Source organism: Streptomyces sp. YJ-C3 (assembly GCF_053891275.1).
Genome location: NZ_CM132685.1, coordinates 8,183,136 through 8,207,092, shown reverse-complemented (window position 1 = coordinate 8,207,092; position 23,957 = coordinate 8,183,136). Strand labels below are relative to the sequence as shown.

Genomic DNA, 23,957 nt, shown 5'->3' with positions numbered 1-23,957 from the left:
CGCGTTAAGGGTGCCTGCCTGACGGCGAAGCAACCCGGACAGTCCGTCCGGGTTCCGTGCCTCGAGAGGCCAGCCGGGACGGTTGCGCCAAGCGGCAGGGTTTCCTCACTCCGCTTCTGCCCGAAGGCGCCCGTCTGTGCCTCGGACGGCCGGGCCAGGCGGGTTGCTACGTGCAAACCGGTGGAGGCCGAGGAACCCAGTGATTTTAGGTAGCTACTTTGGGACGAGCCTCTAAGATTATGACGCTGCCTAGACCTTAGGAGAAACATGGTGGAGGAATCATCCGTAAGTTACGCGCTGCACAAGCTCGCTGGTCGGCACGATGTAAGCGAATTCTTGACTTCCATCAAGAGAGCTCATGACTCCGGCGCCAAGACGTTTCGTATCGACGCCAGTGATACCGGAACGATCTATCCTGCGGGAGCAGCCCCTATCGCGGCGATCATCGAGTATTACAGATCGGAGGGCATGGACGTAAGATTCACGAATATTCCAGCGGGGTCTTTTGTTGAACGTGTGCGGATTAGAAATCCGTTCATCGCAAGCAAAGAAAATTTGAATGAGCCGGGTTCACGACTGAATACTGTTTGGGCCTACACTGAACACTCCGTATTCGATCTGACAAATTCAGTAATGGAGGAGCTTGCCGAGCGAATCGAATTTAGCACTGGCGTCTTCGCTGCTCTGAATTGGTGCCTGTTTGAGGTGTTGGATAATGTGTTCCAGCACTCAAGCAAGGAAGTCGGCTTCTTTATGGCGCAAATCCTTAAGAGTAGTAACAGGCTACTATTCTGTGTAGCCGATTCCGGTATTGGTGTACATCGGTCCTTCTATCAAGGTGGAAAGTACCGCCCGCCTACGGCCTTCGATGCTCTTACGCTTGCGGTACGGCAAGGTGTGAGCAGCACCGGAGACAAGCGCGGCAACGGTCTTTACGGGCTGAAGGGTGTAGTCGAATCTAACGAAGGGAAGCTGGAGCTCAGATCCGGGCGGGGGTATTTGAGATTCTCGCCAAGCGGAAATGAGGGTGGGGGTACAAGAGGGTTGGTGATTGATTCTGAGAGTCACTGTACGGTCGTGGATTTTGAGTTGAACGTTGGGACTCCGGTCGACCTGGGTAGGGTGCTCGGCGTGCCCACTCAGGATTTGCGCCTAGAGGCAATCGAGAATAACTACGGCGAGCACACTGTCCACCTTATTGACCACGCTCAAGGTACTGGCACTAGAGCTGCGGCGGAGCGGCTCCGGAACTATCTGATGAGCTATATCAATGACGGTGCTCCGTATCTAATTTTGGACTTTGATGGCGTTGCGATGGTGAGCTCTAGTTTTGCCGATGAGACAATCGGGAAGTTGGCGGAGAGGTTTGGCCCAGTGGGGTTCGCGCAAAGATTTCGCATGATCAATATGAATCAGAGTGTGCAAATGCTTCTCGACCGTGCGATCGCTCTTCGCATCTCAGCTCAGTTCTATAGGGACGATAAGATTCCTAATCTGAGCTGACATGCTGTTGGTTAAATCCCCCTCAGTCGTCACAAATTCTCTGACCAAGGAGTGGCCGCGCCGAGCAGGTCAAAGTGATCCCAAAGCTAGCCTCGCTGAGGTCCACGCGTGATGACACCGCACCCCTTCATCAGAGGCGGACTCATGGGCGAGTGCTCTCAGGGGCCCCACCTGCCCAGAGATCCTTCCGGCGGGATGAGTGGAACGACACTGCGGCTGCAGGCGGTGGGCTACTCACTCAGCGTTGAGGCCCTCTCGACGGCTGGTGAGTCTGCGCTTACCGTGGGCCAAGGGATACCAGGAGTGTGCTGGCCTCTGGGGGGCGGGATGCAGCGCAGGGACGGGTTTCGGCGGATCATCAGCGAGTTTGGTGCGACGTGCAAGCAGGCGTTGATGCACGGACAAAAGGAAGCTGCGATCCGTCGCGCCGTGGAGACGCTTCTCGTCGATGCGGCGAACGTACTTGGGGTGCAGGCCGTCCTGCACGCCGAGGTCGCGATCGCTGCGCACCGCATACGTCCCGACTTGGCAGTGCGTATCGGAAAGTTGCCGCGCAACATCGTTGGCTACGTCGAGCTTAAGAGCCCGGACAAGAGTGTGATTCATCCAGGTGGGCTGAATCAGCGTGACCGTCGCCAGTGGGAGGGCATGGCGAAGCTCCCAAACTTGATCTACACCAACGGTCAGACGTGGATCATGTATCGCTCGGGCACGCAACGCGGCGACACCATCCATCTTGAAGGCGACTTACGTACCGCTGGCGCGCGGTTGCGGCTACCGGCTGCCAGCGAGGACGCCTTCGAAGCGATGTTGACAGCCTTCTTCAGTTGGCAGCCGCAACCGCTCACTTCGATGCGCGAAGTGGTCGTACGGGTGGCGCCTCTATGCATTCTTCTGCGAGATGCTGTTCATGACCGTCTCGATGCCGAAGCTGGCCTCCCACGTCACCAACGCCCCTTCACCGACCTGGCCTCCACACTTGAGGTCGATCTCTTTCCCACCACCGACGATCGCGACAAGCGTGCGGCTTTCGCCGACCGCTATGCCCAGTCGGTAACCTTCGCCCTTCTGCTCGCCAGTTCTGACAGCTCCGATGGCAACACCGGGTCATTGATCGGTCTGAGCCTTCACGAGATAGGCCGGCGTCTGGGGGCGGAACACTCTGTGATGGGTCGTGCCCTCCAAATCCTGACCGACCAAGTCGAGGGAGATTTCCGAGACAGTCTCGACATGCTGGTCCGTGTCATCGACGCCATCGACTGGAAGAGTGCTCAAGCTGTCGACCCTGGCTTTCACATCCATCTTTACGAGCACTTCCTGCAGGAGTACGACGCTGAACTGCGCAAGGACTCCGGTACCTACTACACACCAGCCCCTCTCATGACAGAGATGATTCGCCTTGTCGACGAGGTGCTGGAGACCACACTGGATTGCCCAGACGGTTTTGCGGATCCCACTGTGTCCGTAATCGACCCGGCGATGGGCACCGGCACCTTCCTCACGGGCATCATCGACCTGGTTGCTCGGAAGCGGACTGAGGGCGGAAATGAAGGCTTCCGGGCCGAATCGGTCCAAGAGCTTGCCGGCCGACTGATCGGGTTCGAGAAGCAGATGGGAGCCTTTGCGGTTGCTCAGATGCGGGTTGGGCAGATGCTGCGTCAACGTAATACTCGGGTCCGTCTACGTGACATGCGACTGCATCTGGCCGACACCCTTGCCGATCCATGGCGACCCAGCGAACTCTTCGACCGGTACGGCGCCTTGTGGGGACCACTACGTGACGACGCTGAAGCCGCCAGCACCATCCAACGCAACGAACGCATCACTGTCGTCATCGGCAACCCTCCCCACCGCGAACAGGCAGAGGGGCAAGGTGGGTGGATTGAGAAGGGTTCGCCGGGCCGCGGTGCTCCACCCCTGGACGACTTCCGATTACGCGGAGCGGCAGGCGTGTACGAGAACAAGCTGAAGAGCCTATGCACTTTCTTCTGGCGCTGGGCCACGCACAAGGTCTTCGAGCAGCACGATGACCACCGTCACGGCATCGTCTGCTTCGTCAGTACTGGCGGATTCATCCGCGGCGCAGGCTTCCGGGGTATGCGCTCGTACCTGCGTCGTACCTGTACCGAGGGTTGGGTCATCGACCTCACGCCGGAGACCAAAAGACCGCCTGTCAACAGCCGCTTCTTCCCCGGGGTCCAGCAGGAGTTGGCCATCGCAATCTTCGTTCGCCGACAAGGCGAGCGGCAAGACGACCTTGCTCCCATCCACTATGCCGCCGTCCAGGGAAACCGTCAGAGTAAAGAAGAGCAGCTACGCAACCTGCACATCAACGGCCCCGGCTGGCGCACGTCAAGACCCGTAGAACCCGCCCCCTTCACACCTGCCTCAAAGAGTGGTTGGGACGCCTTCCCCGCTCTCACCGATCTCATGCCCTGGCATAAACCCGGTATCAAGCCCAACCGGAACTGGGTTATCAGCCCCTCGAAAAATCTCCTGCAACAGCGCTGGAACCGCCTCATCCAAGAACGTGATCCCGCCACGAAACAGGCACTCTTCAAGGAGACCGGCGATCGCGCCCTGGACAAGGAGGCCCTCCAGATCCCAGGTCACCCTCACCCGCCGATACTGCTCCGTGACGAGCAGAATCCCTGTCCGGCCCCAGTACGTATGGCTCGAAGAGCCTTAGATCGTCAGTGGCTTATACCAGACGGGCGCCTCATCGATCGTTCTCGGCCAGAGCTGTGGCAAGCCGACGTAGACGATCAGATCTTCGCTGTCGAACAGCACACGCAGCGCCTGAAGACCGGCCCGGCGCTTCTCTTCACTGCGCTTATTCCTGACAACGACTACTTCAAGGGGAACGGCGGCCGTGTCCTGCCGCTCTGGCACGCCGACCGCACTCCCAACGTCGCTCCGGGGCTGTTACGTCACCTGGCCAACTCCTACGGCTCCAAAGAGGTACCCCCTGAGGATCTGTTGGCTTACATCGCCGCCGTCACTGCCCACCCCTCGTTCACCGAACGCTATGCAGACGACCTCAACTCACTCGGCGTCCGCGTCCCTCTAACTGCCGATGCCAGCCTCTGGCACGAGGGCACTAGCCTGGGTCGCCAAATTCTGTGGGCATCCACCTTCGGCACACGTTGCATCAACCCGAGTGACGGCCGCCCAGCAGGCGCGTCCAATCCATGGCGGCGTCTGCATCCTGAGATCACGTACGCCCGGGAAGTTGCACCGGAGGGGCTCCCCTCCGTGATCACCTATGACCCGAATAACGAACATCTCCTCATCGAGGGCGGTGTTTTCACCGGCGTCACGCCACGCATGCGCGATTACAGCACCGGCGGGCGCAACGTGCTCGACAGCTGGCTCGGCTACCGCAGCCACCGGGCCACTGGCAAGGTGACCAGTGAACTCGATCGCGACCGTCCCGAGCACTGGGAACCTGAGTGGAGCCGGGAGCTTGTTGAAATTCTCGCCGTGCTCAGCCACCTCACCTGCCTGGAACCGCAACAGGCGGTGTTGCTCGACCGCATCGTCGCGGCTCCCCTCATCGACCACACTGAACTCGAGCGCCGTCGCATACTCCCGGTACCCGAGCGCTCCAAGCAGGCTCATGCCGATGCATACAGCGCTTTCTTGCCCGGCATGGAGTCTGTCGACGGCCAGCCGCCGGGCCCTGTCGGCCCTATATCGCCCCCGAAGGGTTCTCCGGACGCTGCCCCCTCTAGCCCGCATCCGCCTGTAAGGCCTGGGCCGCAGGCTCGCCGGCGCCGTGGTCGGTCTTGACGCGGTGGCGAGAGCGGACGTCCTTGGACGACACGTGGACGTCAACGACGGCAAGTGGCGAGTCCGACAACAACTGCCCAGCTCCGACGAGGTGCGTTCGACTGATCCCCGGGCGACTGTAAATCTGCCGGCTCAGCCTTCCCAGGTTCGAATCCTGGCGCCGCCACACTGGGAAAGCCCCCTCCGGATTCCGGAGGGGGCTTCTTCGTGTCCGGGGCCGCTCAGTGCAGCTGCACGTACCCCTCCCGCAGCGGCCCCCCGGCCAGCTCCAGCACCTTCTCCGCCGCGGTCGCCAGGGGTGCCGGGTCGGCGTGCTCCGCGACCGTGCGGTGGCCGCGGAGGAGGGCCTCGCCGAGTTCGGGGTCGGCGGTGAGCAGGCGGCGGGGGAGCCAGCGGCCGATGCCCGTCCAGGCGCCGTGGTGCGCGGTGAGCAGGTGAGCTGCCTCACGCAGGAGGTGATCGGCGGTCGCCAGCTGCTCGTACCGCTCGGCCCGCGGGGTGTCGAGCAGGTCGTCCAGCCAGCAGGTCAGCACGTAGCGGCTGCGCTCCCGCTCGGCCGGGGTCAGCGGGAGCGGGCCCGCCGCGAGGAGCGCGCGGGCGTTGGCCCGGGCCCGGGCCACGTGCCCCTGCGGGTCGAGCAGCGGGACGCCCTGGGCGTAGACGAACAGGAGCGTGCCCCGCCGCAGGGAGCGGTCCCGCTCGAAGGCGCCGGGAAGGTCGTCGAGGGTGTGCAGGAACAGCTCCGCCGGGCGCCCCTCGTGGCGGATCACCTCGCGGCGGCTGAAGGCCGAGCCGGGCAGCAGGACCGCCAGGTCGAGGTCGCTGGTCGGCCGTGCCTGCCCCCGGCCGGCCGAGCCGCCGAGCACGGCGCCCAGGGCGTCCGGGCAGTGCTCCGCGAGCAGCCGCACGGCCTGCGCGGACAACGTCTCCCGAGTGGTGGCGTCGGGCCTGGTCGTGAGGGGCTCCTGCTCGCTCATGTCGTACGGGTCTACCGGTCGGCCCGCGGTCCCGTCCACCTGTTCGCCCGGAATCCGAGTGCAACGGGTGCTCTTGTGTGACGCATGGTGCAGCTCTAGGGTGAACCGCCTTATTGCATACGGGTGTTCGAGCCCGGGGGTCCGAGGGGGCGGCATGGAGATCAAGAAGACCGTGATCCGTGAGGAAGAGCGCACCAACCGCAGGCCGGCCGTCATGGAGAAGCGGCCGACCCGCTGAACTACCAAGAAGAGGGCGGAATGCGCGTTCAGCTGGTGACCATGCCCTGGCACCCGATCGATCTGCCCTCCCTCCAGGTGGGCCTGCTGCATCAGTTGTTGCGGCAGGTCCGCCCGGACGACGAGGTGCGCGAGTTCCACGGCTCGCTGCGGTGGGCGGAATTCCTGCTCGAACGCTCCGGAGGCCGGCTGCGCCCCGGCGACTACGAGGCGATCGGCAGCGACTCGATCTTCCACGGGCTCGGCGACTGGGTCTTCTCCGGCGTGCTGTACGAGGACGACGACTGGGGCGTCGCACAGCTCGACGCGTACGCGCGCGCCCGTGACCTGTGCGGGGACACCCTCGCCACGGTCTCCGACATGCGGGTGCACGCCGCCGAGTACATCGACCGGTGCGCCGACGAGGTGCTGGCCCACGACCCCGACGTCGTCGGTTTCACCAGCACCTTCATGCAGAACGTGCCCTCGCTCGCCCTCGCCCGGGAACTCAAGCGCCGCCGCCCGCGGTTGACCGTCGTCTTCGGCGGCAGCAACTGCGACGGCCCCATGGGGCACGCCCTGCACCGCAATCACCCCTACGTCGACCACGTGGTGCGCGGCGAAGGGGAGTACGCATTCCCGGCCCTCCTCGCCCACCTCGACGCGGGCACACCACCCGACGACGTACCGGGCCTGTGCTGGTGGGACGGCGAGGCCGGGAGCCAGGTGTCCCGCGCCAACACGGAAACCCGCCGCACCGTGGCCCCCGCCGACATACCGTCGCCCGACTACGACCAGTGGCAGGCGGAGATCGAGGCGTCCCCGGTCATCGAGTACGTCTATCCGAAGCTGGTCGTCGAAGGGGCCCGCGGCTGCTGGTGGGGCGAGAAGCACCACTGCACGTTCTGCGGCCTCAACGGCACCGCCATGGCCTTCCGGGCCAAGCCCGGCGAGCGGCTGTGGAGCGAGATCGACCGGCTCGTGCGCCGCCACCGCATCCTCGACGTCGTCACCGTCGACAACATCATCGACATGGCGTACTTCAAGGACTTCCTGCCGCGCGCCGCCGAGAGCGGCTGGGACCTGCGGATGCACTACGAAGTGAAGTCCAACCTCAGCCGGGAGCAGATCGCCCTGCTGAGCGACGCCGGGGCCGTCCTCCTCCAGCCCGGCATCGAGAGCCTCAGCGACCGCGTCCTCGACCTCATGGACAAGGGCGTCACCGGCGCCCGCAACATCCGTACGCTGCGCGAGTTCGACAACCACGCGATCACCTGCACCTGGAACTACCTGTACGGGTTCCCGGGCGAGACGGCCGAGGACTACGCGCGCGTGCTCGAGCAGATGCCGGCGCTCGTCCACCTCCAGCCGCCCGGCGGCGCCCACCGCATCCAACTGGAGCGGTTCAGCCCGCACTTCACGAACCCGGCCCTCGGCTTCGGCAAGCGCCGCCCCGCAGAGATGTACCAGCACGTCTACGAGCTGCCCGAAGAGGAACTGGCCGATCTGGTCTACCTGTTCGACACCGAGGACGCGGGCATCGGCGGGGACGTCGAGCAGCGTCTGTTGCGGGCCGTCGCGCAGTGGCGGGCCGGGCACGACGTGTCGACCCTCGTCATGGAGGTGACGGGCGAGGACGGGGACGCCCTTCTGGTGCACGACCGGCGCCACGGCTGGCCCCCGCGCACCTACTGGTTCAACGGCTGGCAGGCCGCGGCCCTGCGCCACCTGGAGGACGGCCGTACCGAGCCCGCCCTCCACCGGAAGCTCACCGCCGACCGGCACGAGGTGTCCGCCGAGGAGGTGGGGGAGTGGCTCGCCGAGGCACTCGCGCTCGGCCTGCTCTTCCGCGACGGCCGCACGTATGTGTCCCTGCCGACCCGGGCCGTACCGATCCGCATCGACCGCGACGCCGGTGCGGATGCCGGTGCCGGCGACGCGGGTACCGATGGCGACACCGCTGCGGACACGAGTGCGGATACCGGTGCCTGTCCAGGCGCTGGCGCTGGCGCCGACGCCGACACAGACCCCAGCACAGACAAAGACGCCGCTCCCGCCAAGCAGCCCGCACCGCAGGCGGTGGCCGGATGACCGCCCTGACCGGCACCTCGGCCCCCGCTCTGCCCACGACCGTGGCCCACCGCCTCACGGGCGTCGGAACCGGCGCCGACGTCCACGTGACCGAACCGCTGCCGCTGTGCGGTGACGGCCGCGCCACCACGCAGGCGGTCCAGTTCCTGCGCACCTGCCTGAGCCACGGGTTGCGTGTTACGTATGACGCCGTACGCCCCGCCGGCGGGGCCGGACCTTATACGTATGACGTCCGCATCCTGCGCCATCTGCCCCCGCCCGCCGAACACCCCGAAGAATCAGCTGAGTTGACGGAGTGGCGGGCCGGTCACGCCTACGGAATGCTCTACCACCGCCGCGGCCCCGACTTCATCACCGTCATGGACCGCAGAGAGCGCCCGGCCTCGGCCCGGTTCACGCTCGACCACCCCGATCTGCTGGCCGCCTTCGACGCGCTGCACGAGGCCACGCCGCTCGACGCGCTCGCCCCCGTCCACCAGGAGGCGGCCGGACTTCTCGCGGACGAGCGGCTCGCGCTCGTCGTCGACGGATGGGCAGTGGCGCTGCCGCCCCGACTGCGCCGCTGGCCCGTGCCCTGCACGGGGATCTGACGGGTGACCGCGGCCGCGGCCGGTGCCCCGCTGTGGCGGCACCGTCCGTTCGCCCTGCTGTGCGGCGAGCAGATCGCCAGTTCCCTGGGACGGCAGATCACGACCCTGGCGCTGGCGCTGCTGGCCGTGACGGGCCTGGGCGCGGGCCCGTTCGGCGCGGCGGCGCTCCTCGCGCTGACCTATCTCCCGGGCGCCGTGCTGAGCCCGCTGGCCGGGGTTCTGGTCGACCGGGTGCGGCTGCGGAACCTGCTCGTCGCGGTCACCGCGGCGCAGGCCCTGGTCGTCGGCTCGATCCCGCTCGCGGACGCGGCAGGGCACCTGGCCCGTGGGTACCTGTACGTCGTCGCCGTCGTCTCCGGCGCCCTGACCTTCACGCTCTCGGTAGCGCTCCAGGCGGCGCTGCCGCGCGTCGTCGAGCCCGGCCGGCTGCTCGGCGCCAACTCCGCGCTGACAGCCGCACGTACGAGCGGACAGATCGGCGGCCCCGCCCTCGGCGGCATCCTCGTCGGGCTCGTGGGGCCGGCGCCGGCCCTGCTCGCGGGCAGCGCGGCCTACGCCCTGGAGGCGCTGCTCGTTCTCGCGCTGCCCGCCGCCCTGAACGCACGGGTGAAGCAGGTCGCGCGTCCCCCGCTGGAAGCGCTGCGCTCAGGTCTCGGCGTCGTCCGCGCCCAGCCACGGCTGCGCCGCATGGTGCTGTCCGGCGCGGGCCTCAACCTCGGCAGCGGCGCCGCCACCGCCCTCTACGTCTTCTACGCGGCTCGGGAACTGGCCCTCAGTGCTTGGCAATTGGGTGCCACCTATGCCGTCTACAGTGCGGCCACGATCGCGGGCGCGCTCCTCGCCGGCCGGTTCGCGCGCCGCGCGGGTCTGTGGCGGGCCACTCAGGTGTGCGGACTGGTGGCGGGCGCCGCGGTGTTCCTGATCCCGTCCGCCTCGCTGGGCGCCGGCATCGTGCTGCTGCTCGCTTATCAGGTGACGTACGGGCTCTCCGGCACCGTCTGGATGATCTCCATGACGACGACGCAGCAACAGGTCACCCCGGCGGACATGCGGGGCCGTGTCGCGGGGCTGGTCCAGGCCGTGCTCCTGGCGACGGTTCCGGTCGGGGCGCTCGCTGGCGGCGCACTGGCCGCCTGGTTCGGCAACGTGCCCGTGCTGCTGGGCTCCGCTGCGGTCGCGCTCGTCTCGGCGGCGACGCTCTGGGCGCCCGTGCGCAGCGCCACGGAGGAACCGGCGAAGGACGTGCCGAGCCCGATCTGAGCGGTGGTCACGCCCCGCGCGTGCGCCGCACCTCGAGCCCGTCGAGCAGGCAGTCGAGCCCGTCGGCGAACTTGTCCTTGCGGGAGTCGTCCACCGGCACCCGCCGCTGCGCCTCGTACCGCTCCTTGAGGCGCGGGTAGTCCTGCACCGCGCGCTCCGCGGCGGGCAGCAGGTGATCCACCCACTCCTGCTCGGACTTGCCGCTGCGCGCGACCATCGACAGCCACGCCGCTTCACTGGTGGCCATGCCGACGGCGTACGAGAAGATCGCGCTCGACGCGTTGTCACCGTCCTCGAGCGTGAAACCCGCCTTCTCGAAGAGGATGAGCATCTCCTCGAAGAGCCGCATCATGTTCGGGCCCAGGTAGGCGAGGCCCACCTGCCCGAAGACCGACGCCGTCCAGGGGTGACGCAGGATCATCGCGCGCAGGCTCCGCGCGCACTCGATCACCGCCGCGCGCCAGTCGCCGCCCGGCTCCAGGGCGGGCACCGTGACCTCTTCGTAGATCGCGTCGACGACCAGCTCGATCAGCTCGTCCTTGTTCGAGACGTGCGTGTAGAGGGAGGTCGCGCCCGCGTTCAGCCGCGTGCCGAGCTTGCGCATGCTCAGCGCCTCCAGACCCTCCTCGTCGAGCAGGCGCACGGCCTCCACCACGATCTGGTCCCTGCTCAGCGCGGGCTGCTCGCGTCGCTTGCGATCGGTACGCGTCCACACGGACGGCAGTTCCTGCCCCTTGGGCGCCATAAGTGCGGCTCCTCTGTCGCTCGTCGTCCTCGCTCGTCGCCTTGAGGGTATCCCGTGGGGCGCACAACGTGCGCCTCTTGCGAACAGTGTGCGGTCTCCGTACAGTGTTCGGTGTTGGGAACGCCGTACGGCGCTTTCCTCGGGGAATCTTTTCGGAGGGGTTTCAGATGGAAACGGCGACAGAGAAGGCACGTAACCCGCGCCGGTGGCTGATCCTGATCGTGCTCTGCCTCAGCACCCTGGTGCTGGTCATCGACAACATGGTGCTCACCGTCGCCGTCCCGCCCATCGCGGAGGACCTCGGGGCGAGCGCCCAGGACCTGCAGTGGATCATCGAGTCCTACATGCTGGTCTTCGCCGGCCTGCTGCTCACCTCGGGCAGCCTCTCCGACCGCTTCGGCCGCCGGAAGGTGATGGTCATCGGGCTCGCGCTCTTCGGAGCGGCATCACTGGTGGCGACCATCGCCGACAATCCCGGACAGCTGATCGGGGCCCGCGTCCTCATGGGCGTCGGCGGCGCGCTGATCATGCCGAGCACGCTCTCCATCCTCATCACGGTCTTCGACGAGGACGAGCGGCCCAGGGCCATCGCCGCCTGGAGCGCCGTCGCCATGATCGGTCTCGTCGGCGGTCCGGTCCTCGGCGGCGCGCTGATCGCGCACTTCTGGTGGGGCGCCGTCTTCCTGATCAACATCCCGATCGCCGCGCTCGCCATCGTCGCCGCGCTCGTCCTGATGCCCGAGTCCAAGGGCCCGTGGCGCAAGGCCGACCCGATCGGCATGGTCCTGTCGGTGATCGGCATGACCGCCCTCGTGTGGACCATCAACGAGTTCCCCAAGGGCGGCCTGAGCCGCCCCGGCACCGTCGTCTCGCTGGCCGTCACCGTCGCCGCCGTCATCGGCTTCGCCTTCTGGGAGCTGCGCGCCGAGTCCCCGATGGTCCCGCTCGCCCTGTTCCGCAACCGCGTCTTCACCGGCGCCAGCTTCTCGCTCGTCCTGCTGACCTTCGCCAACGGCGGCCTGATGCTGGTCCTCACCCAGTACCTGCAGTTCGTCATGGGCTACACGCCGTCCGAGACGGGTCTCGCGTTCACCCCGCTCGCCCTCGCCGCGCTCCTGTTCAACGGGGTCGGCGCCGGCCTCGCCAAGAAGATCGGCAACCGGACGCTCGCCGTCGGCGGCCTCCTCGTCACGGCCGGTGGATTCGCGGTCCTGTCCACCATCTCGCCGGACGCCGGCTTCTGGACGCTCGCCGCGGCCATGACCCTGATGGGCGCCGGTGGCGGACTCGCGATGCCGGCCACGATCGCCGCCCTGATGGGCGCCGTGCCGGGTGAGCACGCCGGTGTCGGCTCCGCCCTCAACGACACCATCCAGCAGGCCGGCGCCGCTCTCGGAGTCGCGGTCCTCGGCGCGGTCCTGTCCCACAGCTACACCGGCGCGATGTCCGACGCGGCCCCCGCCCCGGCCCGCCGCTCCGTCTCCGACGCCCTGGGCATGGCCGCCGCGAACGCCGACAAGGGCCTGGCCGCAGCGGCCCGCGAGGCGTTCACCACCGCGATGTCCGCCAGCTTCCTGGCCGGCGCGGCCGGGGTGGTCGGCGCCGCGATCGTCGCCCTCTGCCTGATCAGGGGCGGCAAGGAGACCCCGGCCACGGCCCCGGCCGACGACGCGCAGTCCATGGTCACCGCCGCCTGACCCGGAGGGCCGGGCACATGGCGAAACCCCCTCAGGGACGCTCCTGAGGGGGTTTCACCGTGTACCCGTGGCGATCTCGACGCAGACTGAACCCATGTCATCCACGTCGACCGTGTCCTCAGCCTCCCGCCGCCGGAACTGCCCCGAGTGCCGCCGCGACATCGCCGTCGTCGGTGGCCGCTTCGCCCGCCACGACCCGCCGGGCGCCCGCGCCGCGGGAGAGCTGGTCTCCTGCCCCGGCTCCCGCCGTCAGGCCCAGCTCGGCGCGGTGCAGGACGCGCTCGACGGGTACGCGGTCCCGCACGTGCCGGGCCAGCTGCCCCTGTTCTGAGCCCGCTGACGGGTACGCGCCCGTACGGGGATCAGTTCCCCGCGACCGACTTCACGGCCACCGACACCGGCGCCGAACCGGAGACCAGCTCGAGCGTCAGCCCGGCCGTGGCGGGCGTGTCCACCAGCTCGGCGAGGACCGCGGCCACGTCGTCGCGCGGCACCGCGCCACGCCCCGTCGAGGCCTCCAGACGGACGAGTCCGGTGCCCGCGTCGTTCGTCAGGGCCCCGGGCCGCAGGATCGTCCAGTCCAGGCCGGTCCGGCGGCGTACGTCGTCGTCGGCCGCGCCCTTGGCGCGCAGGTACACGTCGAAGACGTCGTCGCCCTGGTGCGCGGCGTCCGCGCCCATCGACGACACCACGACGTACCGGCGCACCCCGGCCCGCTCCGCCGCCTCCGCGAACAGCACGGCGGCGTCCCGGTCCACGGTGTCCTTGCGGTCGGTGCTGCTGCCCGGGCCGGCGCCCGCCGCGAAGACGGCCGCGCCCGCGCCCTGGAGATGCGCGGCGACCTCCTCCACGGACGCCGATTCCAAGTCGCACAGGACCGGCTCCGCACCGGCCGCACGCAGGTCGTCGCCCTGCTCGGCCTTGCGGATGATCCCCGCCACCTCGTCACCGCGCGCGGACAACAGCCGCTCCAGCCGCAGTGCGATCTGACCATGACCCCCAGCAATGACAATGCGCATGCTTCCGACCGTACGCCGGGCAACGACGGTTCACCGCGCAACCATGTCCGCGGCTCGTGGGTCACATGGGGTACCGCGGCATCTTTCCGGCCCGCGGACCTCATGGGGAGCCAGTCATCAGCGTCATACGTACCACCACCCTCACCGCGGCGGGCTGCACGGCCCTGCTGCTCGCCACCACGGCCGCCTGCGGCACCGTGGAGAACCTCACCGCCGCCCAGAAGATCGACCGTGCCGCGGACCGGCTCGGCGAACGGAAGTCCCTGTCACTGGAGTTGGGCCTCGACGCGGCACCGGCGGCCCTGACGAAGCTTGCGGGCGATACGGACGGCGAGACCCTGCCGCCCGAGATGGCCAAGGCGCTCACGAGGTCCCGCATCAGCTTCTCCGTACGGTCCAAGAAGCCGCTGGCCGACTCCGGCGCCAAGGACATCGTCGGCGCGGGCCTGAAGGTGACCGGCCCCGACGGCACCCTCGCCGAGTACCGCCTGATCGGCGACTACACGTACTACCGCATGGACATGAAGGCCTTCTCCGGACTCGCGGGCTTCCCGGCGCCCACCGCCGACGAGCTGCCTGAGCTGCCTCCGGGGGAGGAGGGCGAGATGGCCAAGGACGTCATCGACGGCAAGTGGGTCAAGTTCAGGACCGACGACCTCGTCAAGGGCTTCGAGGAGAGCGGAAAGGCCGGCAAGAAGGAGACGCCCAAGGGCTCCACGGCCGACTCTCTGGACGCCGGCACCCAGAAGAAGATCATGAAGGCCGTACGAAGCGCTCTCGAGCACAACGTGACCTTCACGGACAAGGGCAGCAAGGACGGCACCGACCACGTCACCGCCAAGGCGCCCTTCCGCGCGCTCCTGACGGACATGTTCGACAAGCTGCGCCCGCTCGCCGACGAACTGCCCGAAGGCGCCGAACTGCCCACCGAGAAGGACCTGAAGGACGCCCCCAACAAGAAGGTGGCCGTCGACTTCGCCATCAAGGACGGCGCCCTGACCCGCGTCTCCATGGACGTCGCAACCCTCGCGGACGACGCACAGGGCGTGAAGGTCCCGATGTACGTGAAGTTCGGCGAGGCGAGCGACGTGAAGGCCCCGGCCGGCGCCAGGGAAGTCCCGGCGGACAGCCTCATGTTGGGCGGCCTGTTCGGGATCGGCGAGACGGGCTCGGACTCCTTCGACCCGATGGACGAGGACTTCTGAGCGGCCCTCTCGGTGCCCTTCGAAGGCCCCTGACGAACGTCTGCGGGTACGACCGGCTCCGCCGGGATCTTGCCCGGCCACGCGCGCGTAGCGGCTGATACGACGTCTCCGGGCGCGTAGCGGCTGATTCGCCTCTGCGCGCGCGTGCGCACGCTCAGGCCGGGCCACCGCCCCCGTGCTTCGCGGCCCGTCCCTGGCGCGGCAGATCCAGCGCGACCGCCGCCGCCGAGTCGCAGTACTCCCGCACCGCGCTGGTCCGGGCCACCACCCGCCCCCGGTGCACGACGATCCGGCTGTACGCGAGCGACAGCGCCCCCGCCAGCGTCTCGCCCCGTACCGCGAGCAGCTCCGCGGGGAAGCCCGCCTCCAGGCGCACCTCAGGCAGCGCCAGCGCCGTCCTGGCCACCGAACTCACCGCCGCGTAGGCGTCCTCGGCCCGCATTCCGTGCCGCGAGGCCAGCAAGTACGCGGCCTCCAGCGGATCGCCGCGGCCCACCGGGTTCGACACGTCCCGCAGGGCCCCGCTGCCCGCGGCCACCCGCACCCCGGCCGCCCGCAGCAACCGCACCGGCGCCACCTCGCGGCCGTCCACCCCCGCACAGCCGCCCTGCGGCAGGCACACCACCGTCACCCCGGCCGCCGCGAGCCGGTCGACGGCACGCCGCGCCGCTTCGCCCGGCACCCGCGCGAGCCCGCCCAGCGGTCCCACGACGACCGTGGAGCGCAGCCCGCCGGCCGCCGCCGCGAGCCGTCCCAGCCGCGCCGGGTCGGCCCCGTCCGTGTGCAGGTCCACCGGGCAGCCGTGTTCGGCGGCGACCTCAAGTACCGCTTCCACATAGCCCGTTGGGTCGGGGTCCAGGTCGGGGCAGCCGCCCACTACAGAGGCGCCCATTTTCACGGCGTCCCTGAGCATCGCGAGCCCGTTCGCCCCGGCGAGCCCGGTGAGCAGCCGGGGCATCGCCACCGTCCGCAGATCCGCGAGCCCCATCAGCGACCGCCGCGCCTTCAGGGCGGCCTCCATGGAACCGAGCCCCTCCATGTCGCCGATCCGCACATGGGAGCGCAACGCGGTGGCTCCGTGCCCGAGTTGCAGCAGGGCGGACTCCGTGGCCCGGCGCTGGACCTCCTCGGCGTCGTACGAGAGAGGCCCCTCACTGTCCGCGGACAGGGCGGTGTCGCCGTGCGCGTGCGGCTCCGCCGGGGCGGGCAGCAGGAGGTATCCCGAGAGGTCCGCGCGTGAGGTGTGGGCCGTGAGGCTGCCGGCCGTGCCGACCGCCTCGATACGCCCGTTGCCCAGCCGCACGTCCACGGTCCTGCCGTCGGTGAGCCTGGCACCGCACAGCAACAGGCCGGAGCCGTCGGGTGCGTCGTCCGGGGAGCCGGGGGAGGGGGGCTGCTGCGGCGGACTGTCGGGCATCGCGCTCCAGAGGGCTCGTCGAGGGCTCGTGCTGCGGACAAGATCACGCAGGTGGGACCGAGCCTAGGGCGGCGGTGACGGAGCTTCGGGGAAGCCGAATTAGTCGTACAGATGGGGTCCGTGAGGCGCCTGCGCTGATCACCCGAAACGGATTTGGGCGATCGGCGCGCGACCGTGTAATGTCTTCATCGCTCGCCCCAATAGCTCAGTCGGTAGAGCGTCTCCATGGTAAGGAGAAGGTCTGCGGTTCGATTCCGCATTGGGGCTCTGGTGTGAAGTTCCCTCACCTTCGGGTGAGGGGTCATCGCATCACAGCGGTGTAGCTCAGTCGGTAGAGCAAGCGGCTCATAATCGCTGTGTCACCGGTTCAAGTCCGGTCACCGCTACTGACAGTAGCCGATTGTGGGGTCGGTCCTTCGATCGGCTACTCTTTTATGCGTTAAACCCGTCCCATCCGTTCGTCAAGGAGCACTCACGTGGCTGCCACCGACGTCCGCCCGAAGATCACGCTGGCCTGCGTGGAGTGCAAGGAGCGGAACTACATCACCAAGAAGAACCGGCGTAACGACCCGGACCGTCTTGAGATGAAGAAGCACTGCCCGCGTTGCAACGCGCACACCGCGCACCGCGAAACGCGATAAATCAGGCTCGTACACGAGGCCGTCCCCGTCAGGGGGCGGCCTCGTGTCGTTGACACACCCAGGAGGTGCCGAGTCCATGGCGCTCGACCAGTCCTTCGTGGGGCGGACCTACCCGCCCACCGCCCCGTACGAGGTCGGCCGGGAGAAGATCCGCGAGTTCGCCGAGGCGGTGGGGGACGCCAACCCTGCCTACGTCGACCGTGAGGCCGCTCAGGAGCTCGGCCACTCCGATGTGATCGCCCCGCCCACCTTTGTGTTCGCGATCACCTTCAAGGCCGCCGGTGACGTCGTCCACGACCCGGAGCTGGGGCTCGACTACAGCCGCGTCGTGCACGGCGACCAGAAGTTCGCCTACACGCGCCCGGTGCGCGCGGGCGACAGGCTGGCCGTCACCTCGACGATCGAGGCCATCAAGTCGCTCGCGGGCAACGACATCATCGACGTCCGCGGTGAGGTCCACGACGAGGCCGGCGAGCACGTCGTGACCGCCTGGACCAAGCTCGTCTCACGCGCCGCAGAGGAGGCCTGATCATGGCGACGACCATCAAGTACGCGGAGGTCGAGGTCGGCACCGAACTGCCGGCGCAGACCTTCCCCGTGACGCGCGCCACGCTCGTCCAGTACGCGGGCGCCTCCGGGGACTTCAACCCGATCCACTGGAACGAGAAGTTCGCGGTCGAGGTCGGTCTGCCGGACGTGATCGCGCACGGCATGTTCACCATGGCCGAGGCGATCCGCGTCGTGACCGACTGGACCGGCGACCCGGCCGCCGTCGTCGAGTACGGCGTGCGCTTCACCAAGCCGGTCGTCGTGCCGAACGACGACAAGGGCGCCGAGGTCGAGGTCAGCGCCAAGGTCGCGGCCAAGCTCGACGACAACCGCGTGCGGGTCGACCTGACCGCCACGAGCGCGGGCCAGAAGGTGCTCGGGATGTCGCGGGCGGTCGTGCAGCTCGTCTGATCGCCGCCTATGTAGCTGTGCGTAAGGGGCGTCCTCCGGGAGGGCGTCCCTTACGTGTGTCCTTGGCCACGTTCAGGACTTGACTTGGGTAGTGATTGGCCACTAACTTAGTCGCATGGTCAGGATGAGCGCGGAGGAGCGACGCGAGAGCGTCGTGCGGGCGGCGATGATCGAGTTCGCCCGCGGCGGTTACAAGGGTACGTCCACCGAGGCGATCGCCAAGCGGGTGGGTGTCTCGCAGCCGTATCTCTTCCGCCTCTTCCCGGGCAAGGAGGCCATCTTCCTTGCGGCCGCCCGGCGTTGCTGCGAGCAGACCACCGAGCTGTTCCGGCAGGCGTCGGAGGGTCTCGAGGGCGAAGCGGCCCTCCATGCGATGGGCGCTGCCTATCAGGCGCTCATCGCCGACGACCCGGACATCCTGCTCATGCAGATGCAGATGTACGTCGCGGTGGCCTCCGCGGAAGCGGCCGGCGACCGGGAGTTCGGCGAGACGCTTCGGGCCGGCTGGATGGAGATGTACGACACCGCCCAGCTGGCGCTGGGTGCGGAGGTGGACGAGACCACGCAGTTCCTCGCCTACGGAATGCTGGTCAACGTCCTGGTCTCGATGGGTTTTCGGCCCGATCACCGGGTCTGGGCCGGCTTCTACGAGTCGGTGCAGCCCAAGTAGTGCAGCATCAGTGCCACGGGGGTGCGCACTTTTGTACCCGCAAAAGTTAGTAATCAATAACTAACCCAGGGATCTCAAGGGGAAGCAATGTCACAGCGGACCGCAACACCACAGCGCGGGGGTGCCGTCTGGGCCCTCGTCATCACCAGCGTCGCCGGATTCATGGCGGCCCTCGACAACCTGGTCGTCACCACGGCCCTGCCGTCCATCCGCGAGGACCTGGGCGGCGCCCTCGACGACCTGGAGTGGACGGTCAGCGCCTACACGCTCACCTTCGCCGTACTGCTGATGTTCGGCGCGGCGCTCGGTGACCGGTTCGGCCGCCGCCGGCTCTTCCTCGTCGGACTCACCGTGTTCACCGGGGCCTCCGCCGCCGCGGCCATGGCCCCCGGTATCGAATCGCTGATCGCGGCCCGCGCGGTCCAGGGCGTCGGTGCCGCGATCATGATGCCGCTGACGCTGACCCTGCTGACCGTGGCCGTACCGGCCGCCAAGCGCGGGATGGCGTACGGCATCTGGGGCGCGGTCAACGGCCTCGCCGTCGCCTCCGGGCCGCTCATCGGCGGCAGCCTCACCGAGCACATCTCCTGGCACTGGATCTTCTGGCTGAACGTCCCGCTGGGCCTGGCCCTGCTGCCCCTCGCCCGGCTCCGCCTGAACGAGTCGTACGGCTCCGGCGCGCCCCTCGACGTCGCGGGCACCCTGCTCGCCAGCGGTGGTCTCTTCGGCATCGTGTACGCCCTGGTGCGTGCGCCCATGGAGGGGTGGTCCAACCCCGTCGTCCTGCTCAGCATGTTCGCGGGGGTCGCGCTGCTCGGCGGGTTCGTCCACCACGGCATCCGCAGCAAGAACCCCATGCTTCCCATGCGGCTCTTCCGGTCCCGCGCCTTCTCGGGGATCAACGCCGCGAGTCTGCTGATGTTCTTCGGGATGTTCGGCTCGATCTTCCTGCTCAGCCAGTTCATGCAGGGAGTGCTCGGCTACTCGCCGACCGAGGCGGGCCTGAGGATGCTGCCCTGGACCGGCATGCCGATGCTGGTGGCGCCGATCGCCGGGTACCTGTCCGACCGGATCGGCGGCCGCCCGGTCGCCGCCGCGGGCCTGTTCCTGCAGGCCGTCGGGCTCGGCTGGTTCGGGGCCGTGGTCGCCGCCGACGTCTCGTACGCGGCCCAGCTGCCGGCCCTGATCATCAGCGGCATCGGGATGGCCTTGTTCTTCGCCCCGGCCTCCGCCCTGGTCATGTCCAGCGTCCGGCCGCAGGAGCAGGGCATCGCGTCCGGCTCCAACAACGCCCTGCGCGAGGTCGGCGGAGCGCTCGGCATCGCGGTCATGTCGTCGATCTTCTCGGCGCAGGGCGGCTACGGCTCCGCGCAGCAGTTCGTGAACGGCATCGAGCCCGCACTGTGGGTGGGTTCCGCGGTCGTGGCCCTGGCCGGTCTCGCCACTCTGCTCATCCCGCGCCGACAGCCCACGACAGATGTAGTGCAGGAAGCCGCCGAGCCGGCCCCCGTTCTGGAAAACGCCTGACGCCTGTCCGCACCGGAAGGGAGCACGCCATGCCGACCCTGCCCTGGACCGCCCCGAACACGCCGCCCACGCGCGCGGAGGTCGTCGTCTTCGCCTCCCGCTTCGAGACCCGCACCCTGTGGGGCGCCCTGAGGTTCTTCCTCCGTACGCCCACGGTCTGGCGCCAGGTGGGCCGGGCTCCCGGCGCCTACGGGGCCACCTTGAAGGCGGCGCCTCTCCGGCGCACCTTCTGGACCCTGTCCGCCTGGGAGTCGCCCGAGGCCCTCAAGGACTTCGCGGCCTCCGCGCCGCACGGGCCGGTCGCGGCCGGGCTGCGCGGACAGATGCGGGACGCGAAGTTCCTCACATGGAAGGCGTCCACCGACGAGCTGCCACCCGACTGGAAGGACACCCTGCGGCGTTTCCAGTGACGCCCGGCACGACAGCGGCCCCGCCCGAGCGGCGGGGCCGTTCTCGTACCCTGGTGCGCGTGCAGGAACTCCACGACGCCCCCCTCGCCCCCCTGACCACCTTCCGGCTCGGCGGCCCCGCCGCCCGGCTGCTCACCGCGACGACCGACGCCGAGGTGATCGACGCCGTGCGCGAGGCCGACGCCACCGGCACCCCGCTGCTCGTCGTCGGCGGCGGCAGCAACCTCGTCATCGGCGACCAGGGCTTCGCGGGCACCGCCCTGCGCATCGCCACCAAGGGTTTCGAACTCGACGGCACGAAGCTGGAGTTGGCGGCCGGCGAGGTGTGGACCGACGCCGTGGCCCGCACCGTCGAGGCGGGCCTCGCGGGCATCGAGTGCCTCGCCGGGATCCCCGGCTCCGCGGGCGCGACGCCGATCCAGAACGTGGGGGCGTACGGCCAGGAGGTCTCCGCCACGATCAACGAAGTGGTCGCCTACGACCGGCGGTCGGGCGAGACGGTCACCATCCCGAACGCCGAGTGCGCCTTCTCGTACCGCCACAGCCGTTTCAAGGCCGAACCCGACCGCTATGTAGTGCTGCGGGTGCGCTTCGAGCTGGAGGACGCGAACGGCCTGAGCGCGCCGATCAAGTACCCCGAGACCGCCCGCACCCTCGGTGTCGAGGCGGGCGACCGCGTCCCCGCCGCCACCGCGCGCGAGACCGTCCTGAAGCTGCGCGCAGGAAAGGGCATGGTGCTCGACCCGGAGGACCACGACACCTGGTCGGCCGGTTCGTTCTTCACCAACCCGATCCTTACGGATGCGGAGACCTCCGCCTTCCACGCGCGCGTGGCCGAGCGCCTGGGGCCCGACGTGAAGGCGCCCGCGTTCCCGGCGGGTGACGGGCTGACGAAGACCTCGGCGGCCTGGCTCATCGACAAGGCGGGCTTCACCAAGGGGTACGGCACCGGCCCGGCCCGCATCTCCACCAAGCACACCCTCGCCCTCACCAACCGCGGCGAGGCCACCACCGAGGATCTCCTCGCCCTGGCCCGCGAGGTCGTGGCGGGCGTCCAGGAGGCCTTCGGGGTGACGCTGGTCAATGAGCCGGTGACCGTCGGCGTAAGCCTCTGAGCTGCAATTCTTCATTGACCTTGGGGGTCCTCGCCCCTGATAGTGACGGCGTCGAGCCGATCGACACGTACATCAGGGGTGGGGACCACAGATGCAGGAGAACGACGGGCAGTCCGTGCTGCCCGCGTACGAACGCGCGCAATCGCTGCTGAGCGCGGGGGAGTTGCGGCAGGCGCGCGACGAGGCGCAGGCGGGGCTCGACGCGCACGGGCCGCACGCGGGCCTCTACGCGGTCCTCGGCCGCGCCCACGTGGCCGAGGACGACGACGGCCACGACGCCGCGGCGGAGCGCGCCTACCGGGCCGGGCTCGACGCCTTCCCCGACGACCTCGACCTGCTCGCCGCGTACGCCGAGTTCGGCCTCGCCGGGGACGTCATGGAGCAGCCGGGGCGCCGGGCGCGAGGGCGGCAGGCGGCGGACCGGCTGCGCGAGCTGGCCCCGGGGTCGCCGCAGGCACTGGGGATCGAGAGCGGGCGCGGTCCGGGATCCCGGCAACCGTCCATGGCGCACGTCCAGCGGCACGACGCCAGAGTGGCCCTGACCGGCGGCACGGACCTCCGCGACGCGGCCTCCCGGGCCCGGGAGGCGGCCGAGGCGTGGCCGCACGACCGGCGCCTCGTGGTGCGCGCGGAGACGCTCGACGCGCTGTCGTCGGAGGGCCTCGTCTGCGTGACGCTGCGCGCGCCCTACCGGACCGCTCTCGTGCTGTGCACCCTGGTCGGGGCCTGGCTGCTCGCCGTACCCGCCCTGGCCCTGCCCGGGTACCACTGCCTGTGGGCGTTCCTGGCGCTGATCCCCGTCCTGCGGGAACAGTCCGTCCTGCGGGGTGCGCGCCGGCGCGCGGAACAACGCGTCCCCGCCGGGTACGCGCTGCCCGCCCCCGGCGCGCCCGACGTTCCGCTGCCGACACCGCGCGAGCGGGCGGCACTGCTCCTCGCGCTCGTCGTCGTGGCGGGGTCGTTCACCGCGTCCCTCGGGTGGCAGTACACGCGGGCCACCGACTACCCGCACTACGCGGCCGCCGTACCGCAGTCCTTCCGTGGGATGCCGCTGGCGACCGAGAACCCCATCGGCGACTACCTCGACTCCTACTTGTCGTCCCTTTCGCTGCCCAGGGGCGCCGAGGCGTTTTCGGGCATCTACAGGGACGAGGATTCCGGCTTCGCCGTCGCGATCTACGGGGCCACCGGCGACCTCCACGCCGAGGAGCCCGACGACCTGTATGCGGGCATGCAGGAGGCGGTGGAGGAAGCGGGCAGCACCGTGGAGTCCCGTTGGGCGGCCGACCCCGGGGCGTTCGGAGGGCGGCTGGAGTGCATGGCCTACCAGCAGTTCGCCACCACGGTGACGGCCTGCGCCTGGATCGACAAGGGCAGCGTCGGCGTCGTGATGACGGGCGGTGGCCCCGTCGGCCACGAGGCGTTCGCGAAGGCCGCACGGGAACTGCGCCGGGCGACCCTGCGCCCCGCCACGCCCGGGGCCGTCTAGTAGGCCACCCCGATCCCCTGCTTCACCGTCGCCGGGTCGTCCACCGCCGCCAGCATCGCGTGCGCCACGTCCGCGCGGCCTATGAAGCGGCCCGAGCGCGGGAAGCCGCCCACGACCCGCCGGTACGAGCCCGACAGCGGCTTGTCCTGCAGGCGCGGCGGGCGCACCGAGGTCCAGTCCGTCGCGCTGCGCGCCAACTCGTCCTCCATGGCGGCCAGATCGGCGTAGACGCCCTTGAGGATCGAGCCGATCATCTTCAGCATCACGCGGTCGGGCAGCGGCGAGTCCGCGGGCTCCGGGCCGACCGGACCCGCGCTGACCACGACGAGCCGGCGCACTCCCTCCGCCTCCATCGCCTTCAGGACCGACCGCGTCAGCTCCGTCGCGATCCCCGCGTCGGAGCGCTTGCGCGGGCCGAGGCCGGAGAGCACCGCGTCGCGGCCCGTGACCGCCGCACGCAGCGACCCGGGGTCCGTGAGATCGCCGCGGAACACCTCCAGGCGCTCGCCGGTGACCGCGAACCGCGCCGGGTCCCGCACCACCGCCGTGACCTCGTGCCCGGCCGCCAGAGACTGCTTGACGATCTCCTGTCCGATGCCGCCGGTCGCGCCGAAAACCGTGAGCTTCATGGCG

21 protein-coding genes and 2 tRNA genes are annotated in these 23,957 nt (G+C 69.0%); 18 read left to right on the top strand and 5 right to left on the bottom strand.

Annotated features, from left to right (window positions below; all coding sequences use genetic code 11):
- Window positions 1-267: 267 nt before the first annotated feature.
- Both ACVHNB_RS37105 and ACVHNB_RS37100 read left to right on the top strand, forming a co-directional pair.
- Window positions 268-1,503 (top strand): STAS-like domain-containing protein, encoded by a 1,236-nt coding sequence (locus ACVHNB_RS37105; RefSeq protein WP_456226844.1) that lies wholly within the window; start codon window positions 268-270, stop codon window positions 1,501-1,503.
- 327 nt (window positions 1,504-1,830) lie between these two features.
- Window positions 1,831-5,295 carry a type ISP restriction/modification enzyme gene (locus ACVHNB_RS37100; RefSeq protein WP_456226843.1) on the top strand — a complete coding sequence of 1,155 codons (3,465 nt, stop codon included), beginning with the start codon at window positions 1,831-1,833 and terminating at the stop codon, window positions 5,293-5,295.
- A 221-nt stretch (window positions 5,296-5,516) separates the two neighbouring features.
- Here ACVHNB_RS37100 and ACVHNB_RS37095 read toward each other — a convergent pair whose 3' ends face one another.
- On the bottom strand, window positions 5,517-6,272 hold the full coding sequence (locus ACVHNB_RS37095; RefSeq protein ID WP_456226842.1) for a nucleotidyltransferase domain-containing protein: 756 nt from the start codon (window positions 6,270-6,272) through the stop codon (window positions 5,517-5,519).
- Window positions 6,273-6,530: 258 nt separating this feature from the next.
- On the opposite strand from ACVHNB_RS37095, the gene ACVHNB_RS37090 reads away from it, so the two are divergent.
- The 3 genes from ACVHNB_RS37090 to ACVHNB_RS37080 are packed head-to-tail and all read left to right on the top strand — an operon-like array spanning window position 6,531 to window position 10,429.
- Window positions 6,531-8,579 carry a RiPP maturation radical SAM C-methyltransferase gene (locus tag ACVHNB_RS37090; RefSeq protein WP_428954197.1) on the top strand — a complete coding sequence of 683 codons (2,049 nt, stop codon included), beginning with the start codon at window positions 6,531-6,533 and terminating at the stop codon, window positions 8,577-8,579.
- Window positions 8,576-9,169 carry a DUF5825 family protein gene (locus ACVHNB_RS37085; RefSeq protein WP_428954198.1) on the top strand — a complete coding sequence of 198 codons (594 nt, stop codon included), beginning with the start codon at window positions 8,576-8,578 and terminating at the stop codon, window positions 9,167-9,169. The genes ACVHNB_RS37090 and ACVHNB_RS37085 overlap by 4 nt, the downstream gene beginning before the upstream one ends.
- A 3-nt stretch (window positions 9,170-9,172) precedes the next feature.
- Window positions 9,173-10,429 carry an MFS transporter gene (locus ACVHNB_RS37080; RefSeq protein WP_456226841.1) on the top strand — a complete coding sequence of 419 codons (1,257 nt, stop codon included), beginning with the start codon at window positions 9,173-9,175 and terminating at the stop codon, window positions 10,427-10,429.
- A 7-nt stretch (window positions 10,430-10,436) separates the two neighbouring features.
- Here the strand turns inward: ACVHNB_RS37080 and ACVHNB_RS37075 are convergent, their stop codons facing one another.
- Window positions 10,437-11,174: a TetR/AcrR family transcriptional regulator gene (locus ACVHNB_RS37075; RefSeq protein WP_428954200.1), complete on the bottom strand. Its 738-nt coding sequence runs from the start codon at window positions 11,172-11,174 to the stop codon at window positions 10,437-10,439.
- Window positions 11,175-11,341: 167 nt separating this feature from the next.
- Here ACVHNB_RS37075 and ACVHNB_RS37070 point away from each other — a divergent pair, with 167 nt between their 5' ends.
- Together ACVHNB_RS37070 and ACVHNB_RS37065 are read left to right on the top strand one after the other, a co-directional pair.
- The gene (locus ACVHNB_RS37070; protein WP_456226840.1) at window positions 11,342-12,871 is read left to right on the top strand and encodes an MFS transporter; all 1,530 of its coding nucleotides are present in this window, start codon (window positions 11,342-11,344) and stop codon (window positions 12,869-12,871) included.
- A gap of 94 nt (window positions 12,872-12,965) precedes the next feature.
- Complete coding sequence (locus ACVHNB_RS37065; RefSeq protein WP_428954202.1) at window positions 12,966-13,202, top strand: hypothetical protein; 237 nt, start codon at window positions 12,966-12,968, stop codon at window positions 13,200-13,202.
- 31 nt (window positions 13,203-13,233) lie between these two features.
- On the opposite strand, the gene ACVHNB_RS37060 is transcribed toward ACVHNB_RS37065, so the two are convergent.
- Window positions 13,234-13,890: an SDR family oxidoreductase gene (locus tag ACVHNB_RS37060; RefSeq protein ID WP_428954203.1), complete on the bottom strand. Its 657-nt coding sequence runs from the start codon at window positions 13,888-13,890 to the stop codon at window positions 13,234-13,236.
- A gap of 65 nt (window positions 13,891-13,955) precedes the next feature.
- Between ACVHNB_RS37060 and ACVHNB_RS37055 the strand changes: the two genes are divergently transcribed.
- Entirely contained in the window at window positions 13,956-15,095 is a 1,140-nt protein-coding gene (locus ACVHNB_RS37055) for a hypothetical protein (RefSeq protein ID WP_456226839.1), read from the top strand.
- Window positions 15,096-15,249: 154 nt separating this feature from the next.
- Here ACVHNB_RS37055 and ACVHNB_RS37050 read toward each other — a convergent pair whose 3' ends face one another.
- The gene (locus ACVHNB_RS37050) at window positions 15,250-16,512 is read right to left on the bottom strand and encodes an amidohydrolase family protein (RefSeq protein WP_428954205.1); all 1,263 of its coding nucleotides are present in this window, start codon (window positions 16,510-16,512) and stop codon (window positions 15,250-15,252) included.
- Window positions 16,513-16,706: 194 nt separating this feature from the next.
- On the opposite strand from ACVHNB_RS37050, the gene ACVHNB_RS37045 reads away from it, so the two are divergent.
- The 10 genes from ACVHNB_RS37045 (at window position 16,707) to ACVHNB_RS37000 (ending at window position 23,324) form a co-directional block, all read left to right on the top strand.
- Window positions 16,707-16,779, top strand: a tRNA-Thr gene (locus tag ACVHNB_RS37045).
- 46 nt (window positions 16,780-16,825) lie between these two features.
- Window positions 16,826-16,898 (top strand) — tRNA-Met (locus ACVHNB_RS37040).
- 90 nt (window positions 16,899-16,988) lie between these two features.
- Entirely contained in the window at window positions 16,989-17,153 is a 165-nt protein-coding gene (rpmG, locus tag ACVHNB_RS37035) for a 50S ribosomal protein L33 (RefSeq protein WP_004571794.1), read from the top strand.
- A gap of 76 nt (window positions 17,154-17,229) precedes the next feature.
- Complete coding sequence (locus ACVHNB_RS37030; protein ID WP_428954206.1) at window positions 17,230-17,682, top strand: FAS1-like dehydratase domain-containing protein; 453 nt, start codon at window positions 17,230-17,232, stop codon at window positions 17,680-17,682.
- Between the two features lie 2 nt (window positions 17,683-17,684).
- A complete protein-coding gene (locus ACVHNB_RS37025) occupies window positions 17,685-18,113 on the top strand; it encodes a MaoC family dehydratase (protein WP_456226838.1) in 429 nt (142 codons plus the stop codon).
- 115 nt (window positions 18,114-18,228) lie between these two features.
- On the top strand, window positions 18,229-18,783 hold the full coding sequence (locus tag ACVHNB_RS37020; RefSeq protein WP_428954208.1) for a TetR/AcrR family transcriptional regulator: 555 nt from the start codon (window positions 18,229-18,231) through the stop codon (window positions 18,781-18,783).
- Window positions 18,784-18,870: 87 nt separating this feature from the next.
- A complete protein-coding gene (locus ACVHNB_RS37015) occupies window positions 18,871-20,310 on the top strand; it encodes a DHA2 family efflux MFS transporter permease subunit (RefSeq protein ID WP_456226837.1) in 1,440 nt (479 codons plus the stop codon).
- Between the two features lie 29 nt (window positions 20,311-20,339).
- Window positions 20,340-20,720 carry a DUF3291 domain-containing protein gene (locus ACVHNB_RS37010; protein ID WP_428954210.1) on the top strand — a complete coding sequence of 127 codons (381 nt, stop codon included), beginning with the start codon at window positions 20,340-20,342 and terminating at the stop codon, window positions 20,718-20,720.
- Window positions 20,721-20,779: 59 nt separating this feature from the next.
- On the top strand, window positions 20,780-21,835 hold the full coding sequence (locus ACVHNB_RS37005) for a UDP-N-acetylmuramate dehydrogenase (RefSeq protein WP_456226836.1): 1,056 nt from the start codon (window positions 20,780-20,782) through the stop codon (window positions 21,833-21,835).
- A 91-nt stretch (window positions 21,836-21,926) separates the two neighbouring features.
- Window positions 21,927-23,324 carry a tetratricopeptide repeat protein gene (locus ACVHNB_RS37000; RefSeq protein WP_456226835.1) on the top strand — a complete coding sequence of 466 codons (1,398 nt, stop codon included), beginning with the start codon at window positions 21,927-21,929 and terminating at the stop codon, window positions 23,322-23,324.
- Here the strand turns inward: ACVHNB_RS37000 and ACVHNB_RS36995 are convergent.
- Window positions 23,321-23,953, bottom strand: a complete 633-nt coding sequence (locus tag ACVHNB_RS36995; RefSeq protein ID WP_428954213.1) for an NAD(P)-dependent oxidoreductase — start codon at window positions 23,951-23,953, stop codon at window positions 23,321-23,323. The two genes, ACVHNB_RS37000 and ACVHNB_RS36995, sit on opposite strands and share 4 nt — an antisense overlap.
- Window positions 23,954-23,957: the final 4 nt, after the last annotated feature.